Source organism: Mycoplasma hafezii (assembly GCF_049942695.1).
Taxonomy (GTDB): domain Bacteria; phylum Bacillota_I; class Bacilli_A; order Mycoplasmatales; family Metamycoplasmataceae; genus Mycoplasmopsis; species Mycoplasmopsis hafezii.
Map to the genome: position 1 here is coordinate 226,664 of NZ_CP187940.1, position 19,753 is coordinate 246,416.

The following is a 19,753-nucleotide window of genomic DNA, read 5'->3' on the forward strand; positions in this document are numbered from 1 at the left end:
TATGAAAATGTGAATAAAAAATATAGTTTTTTGCACACTAAAATACAAAATAAAATTTACAAAATTCAAAAACATTATTTTTGCACTATTTTTAAGCTAATATTTAAACACTAATCAGCTTGCTTAATTTACACACTAATAAAAATATATAATATTAAATATAACATATAGTGATAAGGGGAAGTTATGAAACGAAAATATAAATTCTTATTAACAAGTACATTAACAGTTGGGATTATGCCAGCTGTCGCTCTTGTTTCAGCAGAAAATACTAGTTCTGATGAATTTAATCCGCCAAGTGTAAAACAAGCTCTCAATGATATCCAACGTTTATTGCAAGCATATTACGAAACAAATATTTTTAATTTTGTCACAACAAATAACTTAAGTAACTACTTTGGTTCTTTAGACGACCTAGATGCAATTAAAAGAGATTGACCAATTTTACAACAATGAGCAAATTATCTAGTAGAGTTAAATACATACTCAAATAATGTAAACACATTAATTAGCTCGGTACGTTATCAAAAAGCTACTATCGCACAACAAAATAATGTTAAAGATGCAATTAAAAAAATTAATGAAATTATAGAAGGATATGCAGGTGAAACAGCTTATTTTCCAGTAACCTTATTTAATATTTCATTTAAAGAGTATGTAGATGCACAAATTGGAGAATTATTACCAGTTATTAATCAGTATCAAGCTGCAGTTAATGCATTGCCGAGAGTATATAAAGATGAGGGAATTGAAGCATTACAAAAATGGAAAGTATTAAATAATGCTGAAAAATCTAGTTATATTAATCAACTTGAACAATTACCTGATAATGCAACAAACGAACAGGTTTCTGCTATTTTACAAAATGCTTTAAATAGTGCAAAAGATGATTTTATAAGTAATTTAAATAATAATCAAGAATTTACTTTTAATAATCAAAAGATATTAAATAACTTAGGTGATAAAGCTAAAGCTTATTTTACAAATCAAATTAATAGTGCACAATATCAACTTGCTAGCAACTATTTAGATTCTAATTTAGCAAATGAATTATCATCAGTAATAAGTAAAGTAAATGTATTTAATAATTACGTATCTAAAATTAACAATTTAAGCAACCTTAATCAAGGACAAAAAGAATATCAAATTAATCTTTTAAAAAGCTTTGCTACTGAACCAGAATGAGAAAGCTAATATCAAACATCATCACAATTATCATCATATACAATACCAGAACAAAAAACAGTAGTTAAAAACGTTGAAACATCTTTAAAAGACAATATCAATTACACTGAAACAACTAATAAAAAAGAGCTAGATGAAGCACTTACAAATCTTAAAGAATGCATTAATGCTGCCGATACATCAGCCGACCTTTTAGCTGCGGCTGATAATGCATTAACTGCACAACTTAAGGCATTAGATGGTATTCAAAGAATTGAACAAGAAATCAATGATTTACAATTTTTAAGTTCGCAAATTAAAATTTTTGCAACTAATCAAATTGACGAAATTAATTCACCCAACAATTCAGATACAAGTGTATTGGAACAATCAGATCAAATTAGAGATATTTGAACCGAAAGTATTGAATTAAATAATAATGCTGAAAAATTAGCTCAAGCATTACAAAGCGGAATTGAAAAACAAAAATCAACAGAATATCAATTAGCAACACCAGAAACACAAAAAGCATTTGATGATTTAATTGAACAAGCTAAAAATCAGTTTGAAACAGCTAAATATCAAGTTTTAAAAGAATTAATAAATAACAATCTACAAAAAACTAATTTAGCACTTACAAAACTAATAAAAGAAATTCAAGATGCTGAATTAGATTGAACAAATGAAAAAGCAAAAATCATAGCAGAAATTAATAAATTAAAATTAACTAATGGACAAAAAGAACAATTATCAAATGATATTAATAGTGCTAAAACATACGAACAAGCTGAAAATATTTTAAACACAGCAAAAAGCATTGTTCCACTCACACAAAAATTAGAAGAGCAACTAGCAAATACTAAAAATTTCGAAAATGAAACCGCTTATCGTTTAGCGACACCACAAAATCAAATTGAATACAATGACACAGTTAGTGGTCTTAAAAAAGATTTAAATGCATCAACTAATAAACTAGTAACTGTTAAAGCCTTAGAAGGTGCAATCCAACAATTAAAAGATGCTGCTAACTCTTTAAATGGAAAAGATATATTAGATACAGCCAAAATAGTAATTAGTAAATTAAAATATTTATCAAATAAACAAAAGGATACTTTTAACAACGAATTAAATGATGCTCAATCAATTAAACAACTTAAAGATATTGTTGATTCAGCAACAAAATTAAATGACAAAATCGAAGAAGCAACTAAAGAGCTGGAACAACTTAAAAAAGATAAAGAAAGTACTAATTACAAACATTCTGATTCTGTACATCAAAATAATTTAAAAACAACAAGTGACACTTTAAATAATTCACTTGATGATATTAATAAAAATGCAGTTTCAACCAAACAAGCTAAGGAAAAAATCGAGCAATTAACAAATGAGCTAAATGATTTAAAAAATAAAAAATCCAGCTTAAATGGAAATAAAAAAATAACCACAGAAGCAATTGATAAATCTAAATTATTATCAAATGAGCAAAAAAATACTGCAAAAGAAAAACTTAATAAAATTAATCCATTAACAGAAGAAAAAGCAAGAGAATTATTAACAAATGAATTACCACTTTCAAAACAAATTGCACAAGATAAATTAAATAGTTTTAATAGTTTAACACCAGAAGAAAAAGAAAAGATAATTAAAGCTATCCAAAATGCAAACTTAACTTTTGAAGCAAATAAAGCATTTGATGAAAAAGTCTCAAATACTCTAGATACTAGTGGTGATTTAAAAACTACTATTAATAAATTATTAAATGAAGTTAATAACTTAACGAACCTTACCAAAAATGAGCAAAACCAAATAAAAGAAGAAATTACAAATTCTGTAACCACAACGCAGGCTCAAGATATTTTTGATAATGCAAATAAACTTAATAATTCAATTAATAAGTTTATTGATGATGTTAATAATTATTTAAATAGCAACGAACAAGCAACAGTAGAAAATGATTTAAAACAAATTAAAGAATTAGGAATTAAAACATTTGATAATTCTGAATTAACGCCAATTGATAGCATTAATAAAATTGTTACTCTAGCAAAAGAATTAAATAAATTAAATGCAGCTCTTAAAGAATATCTAAATTCTACTTATGGAACAGAAGCGTATCAATCAGGTTTAGAATCATTTAAAACAGTAATTATGAATGCAAGTAAAATGCTAAGCAACACAGATGCTATTAGTTTAACTCATAAATTATTTAATTTAGAACACGAAATTTATACTGACTTAAAAGATAAAGTAGCAAATAGCAATAAAATTATTCAATTAGTTAATTCGATTGCTAAGAAAAATAAATTAGAAACTCAAACGACGCTTGATAAGATAAACTTTATTAATCAATCTAATGAATGAACTAAGGAATTAAATAATTTCTTAAATAGTAGTAACTACTTTAATATTGTAAGTTCAAGCAGTAAATTAACTGAAGCAGAATTTAAGAAATTAATTGCAAAAATTCAAAAATTAACAAATTTACCAAATGTGATTAGTTCTACATTACAAAATAATTGCAAAATTGAAAGCCGAGCAAATAATCAACTTTGATGATTATTATTAATACCTTTAACACTTGGTGTAGGTGCAATAATTTGATGAAGCTTTTTTGCAAAACATAAGAAAAACAAATAAAATTAATGTGAAATTCCAGCTTTTAAAAAAGCTGGATTTTTTATTTTTTATGCTAAAATTTTTCAAGAATTTATTACGACATAGAAAATTCATTTAATAACCAAGGAGAGAAATGAAAAAAATGACATTCAAAAAGCCATTGCTTTCATTAACGCTTGCTAGTGGCTTAGGTACGTCTGCTCTATTTTTTGCGTCCGCAGTTGCACCAACAAACGACAATTTAGATGATTGAAAAAACTATGAAAATCAAAGACTTGATGAAATGCAAGGAGTTTTTAATGCATCAACAATTAACGCATGAAAAGAACACTTTGCAAAAATTAATGATGTAAATCAAATTGAAATTCAAGATACACTTTTAACTGATTTATATAATAGTGTGTCAAAACTTAAAAATGCCTTAATTGAAAATGTTGCTATACAAACAACTGATAGTTATTTAAAAGCAACAGATGTGCAAAAACAAGTTTACGATCGTGAAAAAGCACCAGCTGAAACACTTTTAAATAAAATTTTAAATGATGCATTAGTTCCTAGTGCAGACTTTAATACTGTAAGTTTACAAACTTTATTAAATGATACGGTTAATAAAACTTGACAACAAACTTTAATTAATCTAGAAAATGCAGTTAAAGCTTTACCACAAGTAGCTGATACATCACTTAAAGGAAAAGCTAAAACAGTTTTAGAGCAATGAACTACTTTAACAGGTGCAGAAAAAACTAGATATGTTAATAAGCTTGCTTTCTTACCTAGAAATGCCGAACAAGATGCTGTAAATAAAGTAGTTGATAATGCATTTAAAACAGCTAAAGCTGGGTTGCTAGAGTTGTGTTAAAACTTGAAAACCTAAATAATGTTCAAAAACAAGGTGTAATTCAAGACATCAAAGCTGCAGCACTTGCTGATTCATATTCTGATTCTAATTTAGCTAAGATTGAAGAAGTTGCTACTAAAGCAAATGATGAAATCGCTAAAATTATCCAAACAATTAATGCCTCAACAAACTTAACTGAAGCTCAAAAACAATACCAGCTTAAACAACTTAAATTACAACCAGTTAATAAAATTGATGAGTTTGCTAAAAATCTTGCTGAATTAGAAAGTGCGATGGAAGAAGCTCGTACAGCAATTGCTAAAAATAATGAAGAATTAAAACAAAGTACTAACTATCTTTTAGCTTCAAATCAAGCTGCTTATAATAAAGCTGCAACTACTTTGCAAAACTTAGTAGAAGGTAAATTTGGTAAGGATTTAACTGGAGCTCAAGTTAAAGATTTAGTAATTGACTTTAACCGTGCTTTTGAAGGTTTAGATGGTGATAAAAGACTGCAGACAGCTAAAGAAAATGCTGAAAAAGCTTTAAGTGATTTAAATAAATTATCTCCAGATTCAATTAATACTGCTAAAGCTAAAGTGCAAGCTGCCACAACATTAGAAGAAATTGAAGAAGTACTTAATAATGCGGTTGATACAAATACTAGAGCTAACAAATACTGAGATTTAATGGAAGAATACGAAAAAGTTAAAGAATCAGAAGTTTATAAAAATGCTGAGAAAAAATATCAAACAAACTTTGATAATGCTTTAAAAAATGCTAAGTCTATTTTTAGCCCTGAAACTCACTTATTAAATGTTGGATATGGTATTTTCGAAATGCAACAACTTGAACATAGAGTTATTATGGCTTATGAAATGTTGCTTACAGATTTTGAGCAATATAAAAAGAATTATGCAGATAAAATTAAAAACTTAGATTCTTTATCTGAAGGACAAAAACAAGCTTTAATCGATCAAATTAATGCTATTACTGTGGATTCATATGAAAACCGTGTAGCTGTAGCGAATGTTTATTCTCAAGCAGACTTTTTAAACACTGCAATGAAAGATATGAGAGCGCAACTTCCTAAAATGGTTGATAAAAATTCTATTCAATATAAAATTTCATCACCAGATGTTAAAAGTGCATATGACGAAGTTGCTGCTGATGTTGAAAAAGCTTTAGGAAATGATTCAAAAAATACAATTTTAGATCCTGCTAAAATTCAACAACTTACTAAAGATATTCCAACTAAATCTGCTGCTTTAAATGGTGAAGAAAATTACCAAAATAAAGTAATTAACCCAACTCAAGCACTTGAAAATATTTCTTCTGAAACAATGAATAACTTCCTTAAAAAAGCTGATGAACAAGCTGCTAAAAGTGATGCAACATTAGCAAAAATGGAAGAATTAGTTAGTCAATTTAAACAAGCTGATGCTGCAATTGGAAAGCTTAATCCATATCTTGACAAATGAGATGACTTACAAGATGATTTAAACTTTATCAACGCAAGTTCTGACCAAAAACAAGCTGTAACTGATGCAATTAACGCAATCAAAGCACAAATTGTAGCAGCTCAAAATTTACAAATTCCTAATGATGAATTAATTCAACAATTACAAGCTAATTATGATAAAGCAGTTGCTAATTTAGATGGATACCGTAATATGGCTAAAGAAGCGGTTGCTGAAGCTTTATATTTAGGCGAACAACAATCACAATTTGAATCTAAAGCTAACACAATGGACTCAACTGAAACAGCCTTTAATAACTTAATTAAAGAAATGTTTGCTCAATCACAAACTAACGTTAAAGCAATATTAGATACATCATTACTTAGTGATACTGAAAAAGAAGAATTTATTAAGGAAGTTGATGCTGCTCAACCAGCAGAAAGTAATCCAATTGATGAACCGCTTAGTGTCATTTATGATAAATATGCACAAATTGTTGAGGCACGTAAAAAATTAGCAGAAGCAATTCAAAACTCAAGTTTTTCCGATGCTACAAAAGAGCAATTAACTAATGAAGGTAAAACTTTAACTACACCAGCAGAAATTAATGAATTTGCTGATCGTATTTCTGATTTAAATATTGAAAAAATTAAAGCAGAAGAATTGCTTAAACAAGCTCAAGAAAATATTAAAGATCCTTTATTTAATTACTTTAATAAAGATGAAGCTACAAAATTACAAAATGGAGCAACTGATCTCGAACAAAAATTAAACGATCTAGAAAATGGGTTAACAGCTGCTAATATTAATCAAAAATTAAGTGATTTAACTACTTCAAGTACAACAGTTCAGACTCAAAATAACTTGTTTAACGCTCAAAAACAAAAGATTGCCGATGCATTACAAGTGGTAAATAATGCTTTATATTTAACTAATGAAGATAAAGAAACACTTAAAAATGACATTCCAAATATCGATTTTACAAAGGAAAATTGATTAACTGAATGACAAGATAAAGTATTTGCTCAGTCAGTTGCAAATGTAAATAGCTTAATTAATACATCTAAGTCACTTACACAAACAGAAAAAGATGAATTGTTAAATAAAGTAAAACAAGCTCAAGTGTCTCGTGACTTAGCTTTACCAGTTGATCAAAATTTAAAAGAAATAGTTGAATCAATTAAGCAAAAAGAACAAGCAAATGATGAATCATTAAAAGCTGGTCTTGGTAATTTACAAAATATTTCTCAAGCACAAAAAGATGCTTTCCAAGAGGAATTAGATCAAGCTCATACAATGGATGAAAAATTACAAATCATTCAGAATGCAAACAAGCTTGATGAAAAACTTGGACAAATCAATCAAGCTTTAAAAGATTTATCAGCTTTAGAAAAAGACATTAATTATACTAAAGCAGATCAAAACTTACAACAAGCAGTACAAGATGCTAAAAACGAACTTAATAATTTCATTGATAAATTAAATAAAACTCCAATTAAGAGTGCTGATGTCCAAGCTACAGTTGGTAATATTAATGGTTTAGAAACATCATTAAATAATGCTATTAGCAATTTAAATGGTTATAAAAACTTTACAACTCAATTAATTAATGCTTCAAATATTCTTTCTGATGAACAAAAGGCGAGTGCAACTAACTCATATCAAGAAAAATCACCATTTAGTAAATCAGAAATGATTGATGCTTTAAATAATGCAATGCAAGTTTCACGTGAAAATGTTTTAGCAGAACTTGATAAATTGACTAACCTTACTCCAACTCAAGTTGCTGAATATAAAGAACAAATTGTAAAAGCTACAATTTCAACAACCGATGGAGAAGCTTTTGATATCAATTTAGAAAATATTTTAGAAGCTGCTAAAACTACAAATGATGTAATTAACTCAGCTAAGGATCAAATTGATAAGTTACCTAACTTAACTGATTCCGAAAAAGAAACAATTAAAGATCAAATTAATAATGCTAACTCTAAAGAAGAAGTAGATAAGATTGTTGATAATGCAAATGGTTTAGATACTGCATTAGACAATTTAAACAAAGATTTAAATGATTATTTAAATACAGGTGATAAAACAAATGTTAATAAAGATTTAGAAGATATTAAAGATCATTTAATTAAAGATGAAAATGGTAATGTGGTAACTCCAATTGAAGATATTAATAATCTGGTATCAGCTGCTGATCAAGTACTTGATTTACAAAAAGCATTAGAAGAATACAAAGCTTCAAATCCTTCATTACCAAATTACAATCAAACTAAACAAAACTTAGTTGATGCTATCAATAAAGTCCAAACAGCAATTAATAATCTTAAAAATAATAACTTAGTTGGAAATCTTAAGGATACAGCTAATAAAATTATTGATAAACTTAATGATTTATCATCTGAAGGAAATAATCTTTTAGATTTAGTAAATAACATTCAAAACAAAAATGAATTAGGAACTAATTTAGCTTTAACTAATCAATCAGATTCATGAAGCACAGAACTTCAAGAATGATTAACAAAAAACAACTACTTTAACATTGTAAATAAAGTGGATTCAAAAATTACTAAAGCAGAAATTAAAGATTTAATCAATCAACTTAAAGGAATGAATACCCTTCCAAACGTAGTTAAAGAAGCTTTAATTAAAAACTTAGTTGACCTTGATTTAAGTCAAAAATTATGATGATTATTATCATTAATTCCTGTTGGATTATTAATTTTGGTAGGATTTTGATGATTAATTCTTGCAAAACGTAAGAAAAACGACGAAGAAGAACAAAAATAACAACTTTTTGAAAGTGAATAACTGCTAGTCAAGTTATTTGCTTTTTTTATTTATGCGGTTTTTAAAGTTATAAAATATATTTATATAAAAAACATTAAGGAATTTATAGGAGAAGTATGAAAACAAAATTTAAAAACTTGGTAATCGGTGCAGGATTAACAGTTGCTGCATTACCAGGGATGTCAGCCAGTGTAGGGTTGATGGCTACATCAGCACCAATTCATCCAGAAAATAGAATGGAATTACCAGAAGCATTCCAAAACAACTGAATTGGAAGCTCATTAGAAGAAATTGAACAAGAAGCTCAAGCAAAATTATTAGTATTAAAAGGAAATCCTTTTAACTCAGCTACTGTTACAAGTTTCTCAAATTACATTAATGGACTTAAAACTCCAGAAGAAGTTAAGAGTGTATTTAATTCGATTGTTAAATGAGCATGAATGGTAATGGAATTAAAAGAATATATATACGAAGAAGAAGAGTTTAAAGAAAATTCTAAATACTATAAAGAAGCTACAGAAGAACAAAAAGAAAAGTTTGATAAATCACTAGAAGAAGCTAAGAAATTTATTGCAGATAATTACTCAAATAACAACGAATCACAATATCCACCTGTTTTAGGTTCACAAACAATTGAAAACTTTATTTATACAGTGCACACTAAAAAAGTAGAAGATATTTATTTTGATTTATTAGGAGCTACAAATCCAATGCTACCTGAAGATCAAAGAGTTACTGCAAAAAATATTGCTATTAAAGCTTTAAATAAATGAACCACTTTATCAATGCAAGAAAAACAACCATTTATTCAAAAATTACAAGCACTTCAAGATACTGATACATTTGCTCAAACTACACCAATTTTAGAAGATGCATTCCAAAGTGCAATTCAAAGTGTAAAAAAACAAATTAATGGTTTAGCAAATTTAGGACAAACACAAAAAACTACATATGATACAAGTGCTGCACAAAAGAACTTAACTGAAGATTTCTTAGACACTAACTTAGCAGGTGTAATTCAAGATGCAATTACATTTAATGGTAAATTACAACCACTTAGAGACCTTGCACAAAATATCAATTTTAATGAAAAACAAAAACAAGGATTTAATGAAAAAATTGATGAACTTACACCAAGTTCAGATACTCAAGACCTTCAAAGCCAAATGCAAAATGTACAATTAAGTATGCAACAACTTCGTACTGCATTGCAAAATAATAATATTGATACTATTAAAGAATCTGCAGCATATAAATTAGCAACTAATAAAGCTGATTTTGATGCAGCGGCTACTAAGGTTCAAGGTATTGAAAATGGTACAGTTCAAAACTTTGATTTAATGAATTCTACAGATATTGATAATGCTGTTAAAGAATTTACAAACGCTATTGCAGCTTTAAATGGTAAATCAGTTTTTGAACAATATCAAAATGATAAAATTGCAGACGTTCAAAAATTAACTAATTTATCAACAGCTGCTCAACAAACATTCATTGATGCAATTAAAAAAGCTACTACTACAGCAGCAGTTGATGATCAAGTAACAAATGCTACTGCTTTAAATACTGAAGCTGGAAAATTAATTCAAGAATTAAAAAATTACACTACTCAAAAAGCTAACCAAAAATATACACACGCATCAGGTGCTTTAAAACAAGCATTCGATACACAGTATAACGATGCTGAAGCTGCATTAGGAAATACCGCTGAAAATCCTAATGTAAATAAATTAGTTGCTGGTAAAACAGTGGCTGATATTACAAAAATGTTAGATGATTTAAGTACAGCATTTAGCGCTTTAGATGGTGATACATTTGGACAAAAACAAACTGAAGCAACTCAAGCAATTAACAACTTAGGAAGTTTAAGTCCAGAAGCTAAGAAAAAATACTTAGATCAAATTAAAGATGCTACAAGTATTGATCAACTTGCTCAACCAGTTAAAGAAGCTACCGAATTAAATAAAGATGCTGAAAGTTTAATTAACAAAATTAATTCATACAATGAAGCATTAAAATCAGATGATTTTAAAAACGCTACTGAAGCTTCACAAAAAGCATTTACTGATGCAATTAAAGCTGCTCAAGACTTATTAAATAAAGATAATTTATTAAATCCAAATGTAACTTCAGACCAAATTATGCAAGCTATTGGTAATATGGCTAATGCAAAAGCTGGTTTAACAGGACAACCACTTGAAGATGTTCGCAAAGGTGCAAATACAACAATCGACGGATTAAAAGATTTAACTCCAGCTCAAAAAGAAGCTATTAAAGATAAAATTACAGCGAGTGAAAATGCTAAAGATATCGAAAAACTTGTAAATGATGCAAAAGCTTTAGATGTTGCAATGAACACATTAAATAATGCAATTAAAAAAGCAAATGCTGCTAAAAATTCACCAAGTTATACATATGCAACAAAAGATAATCAAGCAGCATTTGATAAAGCATTAACACCTGCTACTGCAATTGCAAATCAACCTAAAAAAGATGTTGTAGTTGATCCTGCTGCAATTACTACAATTACTAAAAACTTAATTGATGCTACAAACGCATTAAATGGAATGAAAAATAAATTAACTGAAACAGTTAACAATTCTCAAATTTTAACCAAAGAACAAAAACAAGAAGTGTTAAAAGGATTTAAAGATAAAGATCTTGTAACAAGTGAAGAAGCTAATACAATTCTTGATAACGCAATGAAACTTTCTAAAGAAGACGCAATTAAAAAATTAGCTGAATACAAAAATTTAACTAAAACACAAGTTGAGGATCTTACAAAGAAAATTAATGAAGCAAAATATGTTTTAACAAACAATAAAGAAGCTTTCGATCAAAATGTTAGTGATATTTTAAACACAGCTAATGTTTTAAATAATAATAAAGTAGATGTTAACCAAAAATTCCCTAACCTTTCAAATAAAGAAAAAACAGAAGTTATTAATCAACTTAATAATGCTAAAACACCTGAACAAGTAGACCAAATTATTAAAAACGCAGAAGCATTAAATGATGCTATTGATAGATTTAATAAAGACTTAAAAGATTACTTAACAACAGGTGATGCTACTAAGGTAGAAAAAGATTTAGCTGATATTAAAGCTCACGCAATTAAAGATAAAAATAATCAATATGTTACACCTGTAAACTCATACGAAAACCTTCTTGAAGCTGCTAAAGCGTTAGTAGCACTTAATAATGCCGGAACAGCTTATGCAAATGGTTCATTTACAGATAAAGATTATGCAACAAAATTAGAAGCACTTAAATCTGCTCTTAAAAATGCTAAAGATACAATTTATGGTGTTTCAGATTTAGGATTTGATAACGCTAATAAAGAAGCTGTTAGAACAGAATTACAAGAAAAAATGGACTACTATGATCAACTTGTTAATTTAGTAGGTGCAATTGCAGATACTAATAAATTATCAGCTCAAATTACATTTGATAAATTTGAACTTGTTTCAAAACAACCATGAATTAAATTATTAAAAACTACACTTGAAGATGATAAATATTTTGATTTAGTAAATAGTTCATCTGCTACAGCAAAACAAATTGCTAAAATTAAAACAGACATTGAAAAATTAGAAAATACACCAACTGTTGTAACTTCTGCATTATTAAGTAATGTTAAAGAAGTTGCACAATCTAAATCTAATTTATTATGATTATTACTTTTAATTCCAGGAGTAGCTCTCCTAGTTGCTGGTGGATATTTTGGATACAAAAAATTCGCTAAAAAAGATAAATAATTTTAGATATAAAAATAGCAAACTGTAAAAAGTTTGCTATTTTTTTCTATTTATTAACTTTAATTTTAATTTTTCCATCTTCGGATTTAATTTGCACTGTTTCATCTTCATCTTCAATTTCAATGTCTAAATTAAGATGTTTTAATGCTTCTAAATCTGAAATGACAGTATTATTACCTTTTAATTTTTTATATGTATAAATTTTCATAAATTCCTTTATTCACTTTCAAATGTGTAAAACTTTTTTATTAATAAAAAGCGAGTTATATAAATTGGATATTTTAATTTGCAAAAAAGTTGCAACAACAAAACTTCAATAAAAAAATATTAAGAAGTTTTGGTTATGTTCCGTTGCTTCTTAATATTTAAATTTTTTTAACTTGTTTTTAAATTACAAAATTTAATTAGAAACAACGCTCAACCTAAAAATTGAACGAATGATCATAAACTTATTCTTGTAATTCTTATTTCTGTTTAACATAACGTAAAAATTATAAGGAAAAATTATTTTAAACAACAAAAATGTATTTAATTTTCGAAATTTTTTTCTAAAAATGAAAATTTTATTCAAAAAACAAGCGAAGTTTTATTTTATATATACTAGTTTGAAAATTTTTGAACAAATTATTGCAAAAAAGTATTTTTACATTTTTTTATATTAAAATTATTTTGTAAGTTATCGAGTTATTAATACAGAAAGGAAAAATGAAATTACTGTGAAAAGTAGATAAAAAGAGTACTTTAACAATGCTGTTTTTCGTTCTACTATCAACTATACTAGCATCTGCAGAAACTTTGTTTTTTGCATATTTAATGCAGCTTTTTTCTAGTGTAGCAGATAAGCTGAGTTTAATTTACCAAGTATTTGGGTATATCTTAGCTATCTCGTTTTTATTATTATTAGTTAAGATCAGCAATGAGTTTTTAGAAAGATTTTTCTTAGTAAAAGCTCAAAAACATATTCAAAACACTTTAACAATTAGCTTATTAAATCAAAAATTAAGTGTTTTAAATGAAGTGGAACAAGATAAAGAATTTTATTTATTAACTACAGCGATTGAGCAGTACTGTAATCAATATTTATTACTATCATTTACACTTTTAAATAAGTTATTTAGCACTTTAGCTATACTAATTACTATTGCAGTGCTATCTCCAATTACATTATCATATACATTGCCTTTATTATTTATTTTAGCTTTCTTACCACTTTTATCAGGTGGACTTCAACAAGCTGTCGGTTCTATAACCAATACATTATTTCAAGAACCAGTGACAAAGAATATGCAATATTTAAATGCTCTTTATACACAGAGTATAAATGGTAATTAAGAAGCATTAAGTAAGTCTTTTGTATCAGACTATAAAAATAATTATTTCCATAAAATTTCTAAAATGGCTAATTTATACACATGAATGATGTTTTTCTTGCATAGTTCATCTGTTTTATATTTCACTTTAGTTACTGCTTTTTCAGTGTTAGTTGCAATTTATCAACCAACTTGATTAGCATTTAGTGTACTGGCAGTTTTAATTATAAAGAGTAATTCATTGATGTCTTCTTGTGCTAGTTTACTTGAAGGATTTTTCGGATTATTATCTCAAAAATACGCATTCAAATCAGCATTACAAGGTGCAGGTTTAGAAAAATTAAATTATCCTGAAAAAGCAAAAGAAGAACCAAAATTTGATTTTGAAAGTTTAGCAGTTGAAGGACTCAAAATTAATTATGATGAAAAAGAAATTAATTTTGGAAATCTTGAAATTAACAAAGGTGATAGAGTCTTATTAATCGGACCATCAGGATGTGGAAAAAGTTCGTTAGTTAAATTACTTAGTGGTTTATTAACATCAGACCAAGAATTTTTATTAAATAATCAAAAAGATGACTTGAATAAGTTATCAAATGAAATCTTTTTAACAGAGTCTCAGCACACATTTTTAAAAGATTCAATTATGAATAATTTAACTTTATTTGACGACAATAAAGTTGCAAAAGCAAAAGAATTAGTTGCTGAATTTAATTTATCAAATCTAGATTTAGAACAAGATTTAACAGAAGTAGAAAATAAATTTTCACAAGGTGAAGGACAAAGATTAATGATTATTCGTGCTTTATTAAGTGATAAAGATTTTCTAATTTTTGATGAAACATTTAGTAACATTGATGATCAAAATACTGAATTATTAATTGAGAAATTAAAAGATCTAAATAAAACATTAATTGTTGTATCACATACATTACAACCTGAATTACATGACAAATTTAATAAGGTTTGAAAATTAGAACAAGGAGGTATTTGTGCACTTTAATTGACATAAATATTATTGAAGAACTATCAGATACTCAATCCCTAACCTTATTATTCAAACAATTATTGTTGGTATTCAAGTTTTTGCAATGTGAGTATCATTTGATGTAATTAATAATTTACACTTAAATGAAATCAGCGGAATATTGGCACTTATTGGTATTTATATTGCTTTAGAAATTTTTAGAGTAATTATTTCTGCAATATCTCAAGGATTATTTGTAAGAACGATTTATGGAATGCATTTTGAGCTCAGGAATTTACTATTTACTGAACTAACTAAAATCCATCCAAAATCATTAAGTAAATATACAAATGAAGAATTAATGAATTGAATGGAAACTGATTTAAATATGGCATCTCAATATTTAGTGATTTGAAATGCTTTAGTTAGCACAGTTTTAAGCTTAGTTGGAGTTACAGTTCTTTATAGTTTTATCGGATGACAACTTATATTAGTATTCTATGGAGCTTCTATCTTACAAATTTTAATTAACACATTCTTTAAATTAAAAACAGCTCAAGTTCGTCCTCAATTAAATACAAATAAAGAGACTTTAATGGTTTACACTAATAATACTTTAGAAAACTTTAAAAACTTCATTTTTGCAAATAAAAAGGAAACAGCTGCTAATTATTTAGCAAGAAAATTAGTTCCATATTATAAAACTGAATTAAAACTTTTAAATAAAATTACAAAATATGAAAGCTATGAATATTTTGTAAACTGATTTTTTAAATTTATTGTTTTTGGTTCTGCTCTAGCTTTATTTACATATGGTTATATTGAAATCGGACTTGTTATTTTAGTATTTTTACACTATGAGACATTTGCAAGTGATATGAATTGATTTACATCAATAGTTGAAGGATTCGGAGTGCTTAGAAATCTTAAAACAAAATTCACCGATTTCTTTGTACAATTAATCTATAAAAATGTGTTACCAAAAGAAAAATTTGATACTTTAAAATTAGAAAATGTGGATTTTGGTTACGATGAAACATTTTTATTTAAAAATAAAAACCTTGTAATTAAACAAGGTGAAAAAGTTTGTTTACAAGGTGAATCTGGTGCTGGTAAAAGTTCATTAATTAAGTTATTACTTAACTTAGAAAATGTAAGTTATGGTCAAGTAGCGTTTAATAATAACATTTATCAAAACGACACTGATTTAAGTTTAAACTTTGGATTCATCGATCCAAATAGCAAGCTCCTAATTTCAAACAATTTAAATGAATTAATTTCAAATTTAGAAACTAAAGAAGAAACTCAAAAAATTAAAGAATTAAAAGAAATGTTTAATATTGATTTTGAAATTAAAGATACAGTTGATAGTTTATCAACAGGACAATACCAAAGATTATTACTTGCAAGTGCATTTTTCCAAGATAAAGATTTTTACATTTTAGATGAGGCACTAAGCAACCTTGATAAAGAAAATAGAATTGATATTTTTAATAAATTAATAAAAAGTGATAAGACCTTATTGTTTGTGTCTCATCACTTTAGTAAAGAACAACTTGAACATTTTGATCAAGTAGTAAAACTTTCAAAGAGTAAGTAATTAAGCTTGCTCTTTTTTGTGCTCTTCAACCACAGTATTAAGTTTTCTTAATCAGTGATTGAGACCACTTTTAGAAATAGTAATATTATGTTCAATTTCTAACATTTCAGATAATTCGCTCATTGAAGCCCATTTATTTTCGATTTTTAAATTAAAAAAGACTAACTGATTTTCATCAAAGTATCCTTCAAGATTATGTTCAAAAACATAATTAATATTTTCAATATGTTTTAATGAACTTTTTGCAATTTTTTGAATATTACTGATATCAATATTATTAATCCTGTTTGAAACGTTTTCAAAATCCTTTTGGATTCTTCAATTTTGTAATTTAAATCAAGCTTTTTTAGCTCCGATAGCAGATAAAAAATCTAATACTTTTTCTTGTTTTTTGACATAAATTATATGTTTATTATTACGTTGGAAATATTGAAAATTAAAGTCATATTCATTTAGCTTGTTCATAATTTGTAAAATATTATTTTGATAATGTGAAGAAATTTCTAAATGATATGATGTGGAAACTTTTGATGATATATTTCCACTACCACAAAAAACACCAGCAAAAAAGAAAGTTAAATAATCCTTGTAATCTAAATTATTACTTAACTTAAAATCTTTTTTTAGAATTTTAAATTTAGTTTTAGCGCGTTTTTCAATTTCAAAAGGAATGTGAGCTTTTGTTAATTTGTTGTAAATTTTATCCAAAATATATGGGTTCTTAATTTGCAATTCATATGTATCATCGAGATAAAGTGCATTAGAATAAATTAATCCATTAATAAAAGCATTTATTTCATTTTTGGTTGATGTATTATTCAAAATTTCACGTTTTATTTCTCAAGAAAAAGTACTTTTTATATTTTTATTCTGCTTCATAGTTTATGAATTATAAACAAAACCAAAAAAATATTGCATTTTTTGAAACTTTTGTTAATTATTAATTAATTTGTCCACCTGGATAGATACTAAAACTATAATTGTATTAGTGTCTTGAAAGGTGGTTTTCTTATGAAAATAGAAACTAGAACAGCGTATGAAGTACAAAGAATGCATAAATACGAAATGATAGGTAGATACTTTGAATTATCAAATCAAAAACTTGCAACAATGCTTAATGTTTCAACTAAAACAATACAAAGAATTAAAAAGGATATTTTAATCAAGAAAGAAACTAAAGAAATCTTTTATTCTTTTGTTCACGGAAATAGATTTAAGACAAAAGAAAATTGCGGAATAACCCAAGAAATTTATAACAACGCAGTCGACAAATATAACCAAATCAAGACTGCTATTTTTCCGCATCAAAATTCTACTTTTTCAGATATTACAGTAAGTGATTTCGTAGACAGATTAAATTTAAGCGAAAGACAGTTCTATTCAAAATCTCATTTTAAAAAGCTTTTACGTAAAAATGGGTTTGCTAATTCTTTTTCTCATAAGAAAACTAAAAGATATGCAAAGAAATTACTTCAAAACAAATTAAAACAAGAAGTGTCAAAACTAACAAAAACAGAAATCAACAGATTAACCAAAATTATCGAGCACATAAATCAAACAGATGAAAAAATAGAAAAGAGACAATATTTAAATATTAAGGAAAATAGAAAATTTGGAGAATTTATTGAATTAGATGCTTGTATCGAAGTGTTTTGAAATAACGAAACTGTGTCTTTATTTCACGCAGTAAATTCTGCAACTGGTAAATTATTAGCTATTCATTGTGAAAAAACCGAAACTGCAATAGGATATCAAAGACTACTAGATAAAGTTTTTAAAAAATATGGTTTTCCACAAAATATTTCAACAGATAGAAGAAGAAATTTTTGAATCAATGGTGAAACAATGACAAATTTTGAAAAAGCTTTAAATAAAAGAGGTATTAAGTTATTAACTTCAAGCAATCCAACGTTCAAACCTAATGTTGAGCGTTCTTTTCTAACAGCACAAATGAACTATCCTTTATTTTTTTACGAAAATCAAATAAATTCTATTAAGTCATTAAATGATAATTGAGAATTTATTGTAGATTTTTACAATAATAAATTCAATAAAAACAACATATCAAAATCAAATGTTTTTGAAAAAGGAAAGTTATTTGATGATAATCCTGATTTTTTAATAGAAATTAAAAGAAAAATTACATCTGGTGTTTTTAAAATGAACGGTAATTATTACGCACCTTTTGATAAAGAAGGGAAAAGAATTTATATCAGAAGTAGTGTCGAAGCAACATTGGTTACTGATATAAATCAAAAAATTTGATTTTTAATAAAAGGTCAAAAGTTTGATGCAAGAATACCAAACGGAAAACAATTAAGTGAACAAGAATTATGATCACTAGCTAAAAATTTAGATATTAATATTCCTTTAGTTCATGTTCTTTCAAATGAAATTAAGAAAACGAGAGAGTTCCATAAATTTTTACATAAAGTTAAAGAACTGTTGCAAAAGAAAAGAGAACTCCCTGACGAAATTCTCTTTAAAATTCAAAGTGTTCTTGAAAGGTTCTCTAGTTCTCTTGATAACATAGAAAACCAAATTAAATTATGCTAGAAATATCTAGCATTAATATGATATTATTTTTTTAATAAAACAGGTGGACAAAATAAATAATAATTCATAAAACAAAACCAAAAAAATATTGCATTTTTTGAAACTTTTCTATATTATATATATAGTAATTTGATAGTCTAAAATTGCTAAAAAAATAAATTAGTGAATTATTATTTAAAAATACGTTGTGTGTTATAATAATAAAGCAATTTAAAAACCAGATACATTTACATAAAATTAACGTAGGAGGATATTGTGAGACAAACTACAATTATTAACAATCAAACTGCTGACAAAAAATGATACGTTATCGACGCAGAAGGACAAGTTTTAGGGCGTTTAGCTGCTTATGTAGCTTCTGTTCTTAGAGGAAAACACAAACCTACTTTTACACCTAACTCAGATATGGGTGACAATGTTATCATCATTAACGCTGAAAAAGTTATTTTAACAGCTAAAAAAGAAGAAAACAAAGTTTACTATTCACACTCAGGGTTCCCTGGTGGATTAAAAAGTATTACAGCTGCTAAATTAAGAGCTAAAAGACCTACAGCTTTAATCGAAAAAGCTGTTAGCGGAATGATTCCTCACACAAAACTTGGAAACAAACAACGTCGTAACTTATTTGTTTACGCAGGCCCAGAACACAAACACGAAGCACAAAATCCAGAAAGATTAGAGGTTAAATAAT

12 protein-coding genes are annotated in these 19,753 nt (G+C 26.7%); 10 read left to right on the forward strand and 2 right to left on the reverse strand.

What is annotated here, in order from left to right:
- Positions 1-186: 186 nt before the first annotated feature.
- From ACPYPZ_RS00730 to ACPYPZ_RS00750, 5 genes are all read left to right on the forward strand, one after another.
- Positions 187-1,194, forward strand: coding sequence for a hypothetical protein (locus ACPYPZ_RS00730; protein ID WP_426461422.1), 1,008 nt, complete (start codon positions 187-189; stop codon positions 1,192-1,194).
- A gap of 351 nt (positions 1,195-1,545) precedes the next feature.
- Positions 1,546-3,801, forward strand: coding sequence for a hypothetical protein (locus tag ACPYPZ_RS00735; protein ID WP_426461423.1), 2,256 nt, complete (start codon positions 1,546-1,548; stop codon positions 3,799-3,801).
- A 121-nt stretch (positions 3,802-3,922) separates the two neighbouring features.
- Entirely contained in the window at positions 3,923-4,639 is a 717-nt protein-coding gene (locus tag ACPYPZ_RS00740; RefSeq protein WP_426461424.1) for a hypothetical protein, read from the forward strand.
- Entirely contained in the window at positions 4,633-8,871 is a 4,239-nt protein-coding gene (locus ACPYPZ_RS00745; protein WP_426461425.1) for a hypothetical protein, read from the forward strand. The genes ACPYPZ_RS00740 and ACPYPZ_RS00745 overlap by 7 nt, the downstream gene beginning before the upstream one ends.
- A gap of 116 nt (positions 8,872-8,987) precedes the next feature.
- The gene (locus ACPYPZ_RS00750; RefSeq protein WP_426461426.1) at positions 8,988-12,629 is read left to right on the forward strand and encodes a hypothetical protein; all 3,642 of its coding nucleotides are present in this window, start codon (positions 8,988-8,990) and stop codon (positions 12,627-12,629) included.
- A gap of 46 nt (positions 12,630-12,675) precedes the next feature.
- Here ACPYPZ_RS00750 and ACPYPZ_RS00755 read toward each other — a convergent pair whose 3' ends face one another.
- A complete protein-coding gene (locus ACPYPZ_RS00755) occupies positions 12,676-12,837 on the reverse strand; it encodes a hypothetical protein (protein ID WP_426461427.1) in 162 nt (53 codons plus the stop codon).
- A gap of 497 nt (positions 12,838-13,334) precedes the next feature.
- Between ACPYPZ_RS00755 and ACPYPZ_RS00760 the strand changes: the two genes are divergently transcribed.
- From ACPYPZ_RS00760 to ACPYPZ_RS00770, 3 genes are all read left to right on the forward strand, one after another.
- A complete protein-coding gene (locus tag ACPYPZ_RS00760; protein ID WP_426461428.1) occupies positions 13,335-13,961 on the forward strand; it encodes a hypothetical protein in 627 nt (208 codons plus the stop codon).
- 63 nt (positions 13,962-14,024) lie between these two features.
- Complete coding sequence (locus ACPYPZ_RS00765) at positions 14,025-14,942, forward strand: ATP-binding cassette domain-containing protein (RefSeq protein ID WP_426461429.1); 918 nt, start codon at positions 14,025-14,027, stop codon at positions 14,940-14,942.
- Positions 14,932-16,506 carry an ATP-binding cassette domain-containing protein gene (locus tag ACPYPZ_RS00770; protein WP_426461430.1) on the forward strand — a complete coding sequence of 525 codons (1,575 nt, stop codon included), beginning with the start codon at positions 14,932-14,934 and terminating at the stop codon, positions 16,504-16,506. The genes ACPYPZ_RS00765 and ACPYPZ_RS00770 overlap by 11 nt, the downstream gene beginning before the upstream one ends.
- On the opposite strand, the gene whiA is transcribed toward ACPYPZ_RS00770, so the two are convergent.
- A complete protein-coding gene (whiA, locus tag ACPYPZ_RS00775; RefSeq protein WP_426461431.1) occupies positions 16,507-17,385 on the reverse strand; it encodes a DNA-binding protein WhiA in 879 nt (292 codons plus the stop codon).
- Positions 17,386-17,517: 132 nt separating this feature from the next.
- Here whiA and ACPYPZ_RS00780 point away from each other — a divergent pair, with 132 nt between their 5' ends.
- Positions 17,518-19,062 (forward strand): hypothetical protein, encoded by a 1,545-nt coding sequence (locus tag ACPYPZ_RS00780; protein WP_426461432.1) that lies wholly within the window; start codon positions 17,518-17,520, stop codon positions 19,060-19,062.
- A 255-nt stretch (positions 19,063-19,317) separates the two neighbouring features.
- Entirely contained in the window at positions 19,318-19,752 is a 435-nt protein-coding gene (gene rplM / locus ACPYPZ_RS00785; RefSeq protein ID WP_426461433.1) for a 50S ribosomal protein L13, read from the forward strand.
- Position 19,753 lies beyond the last annotated feature (1 nt).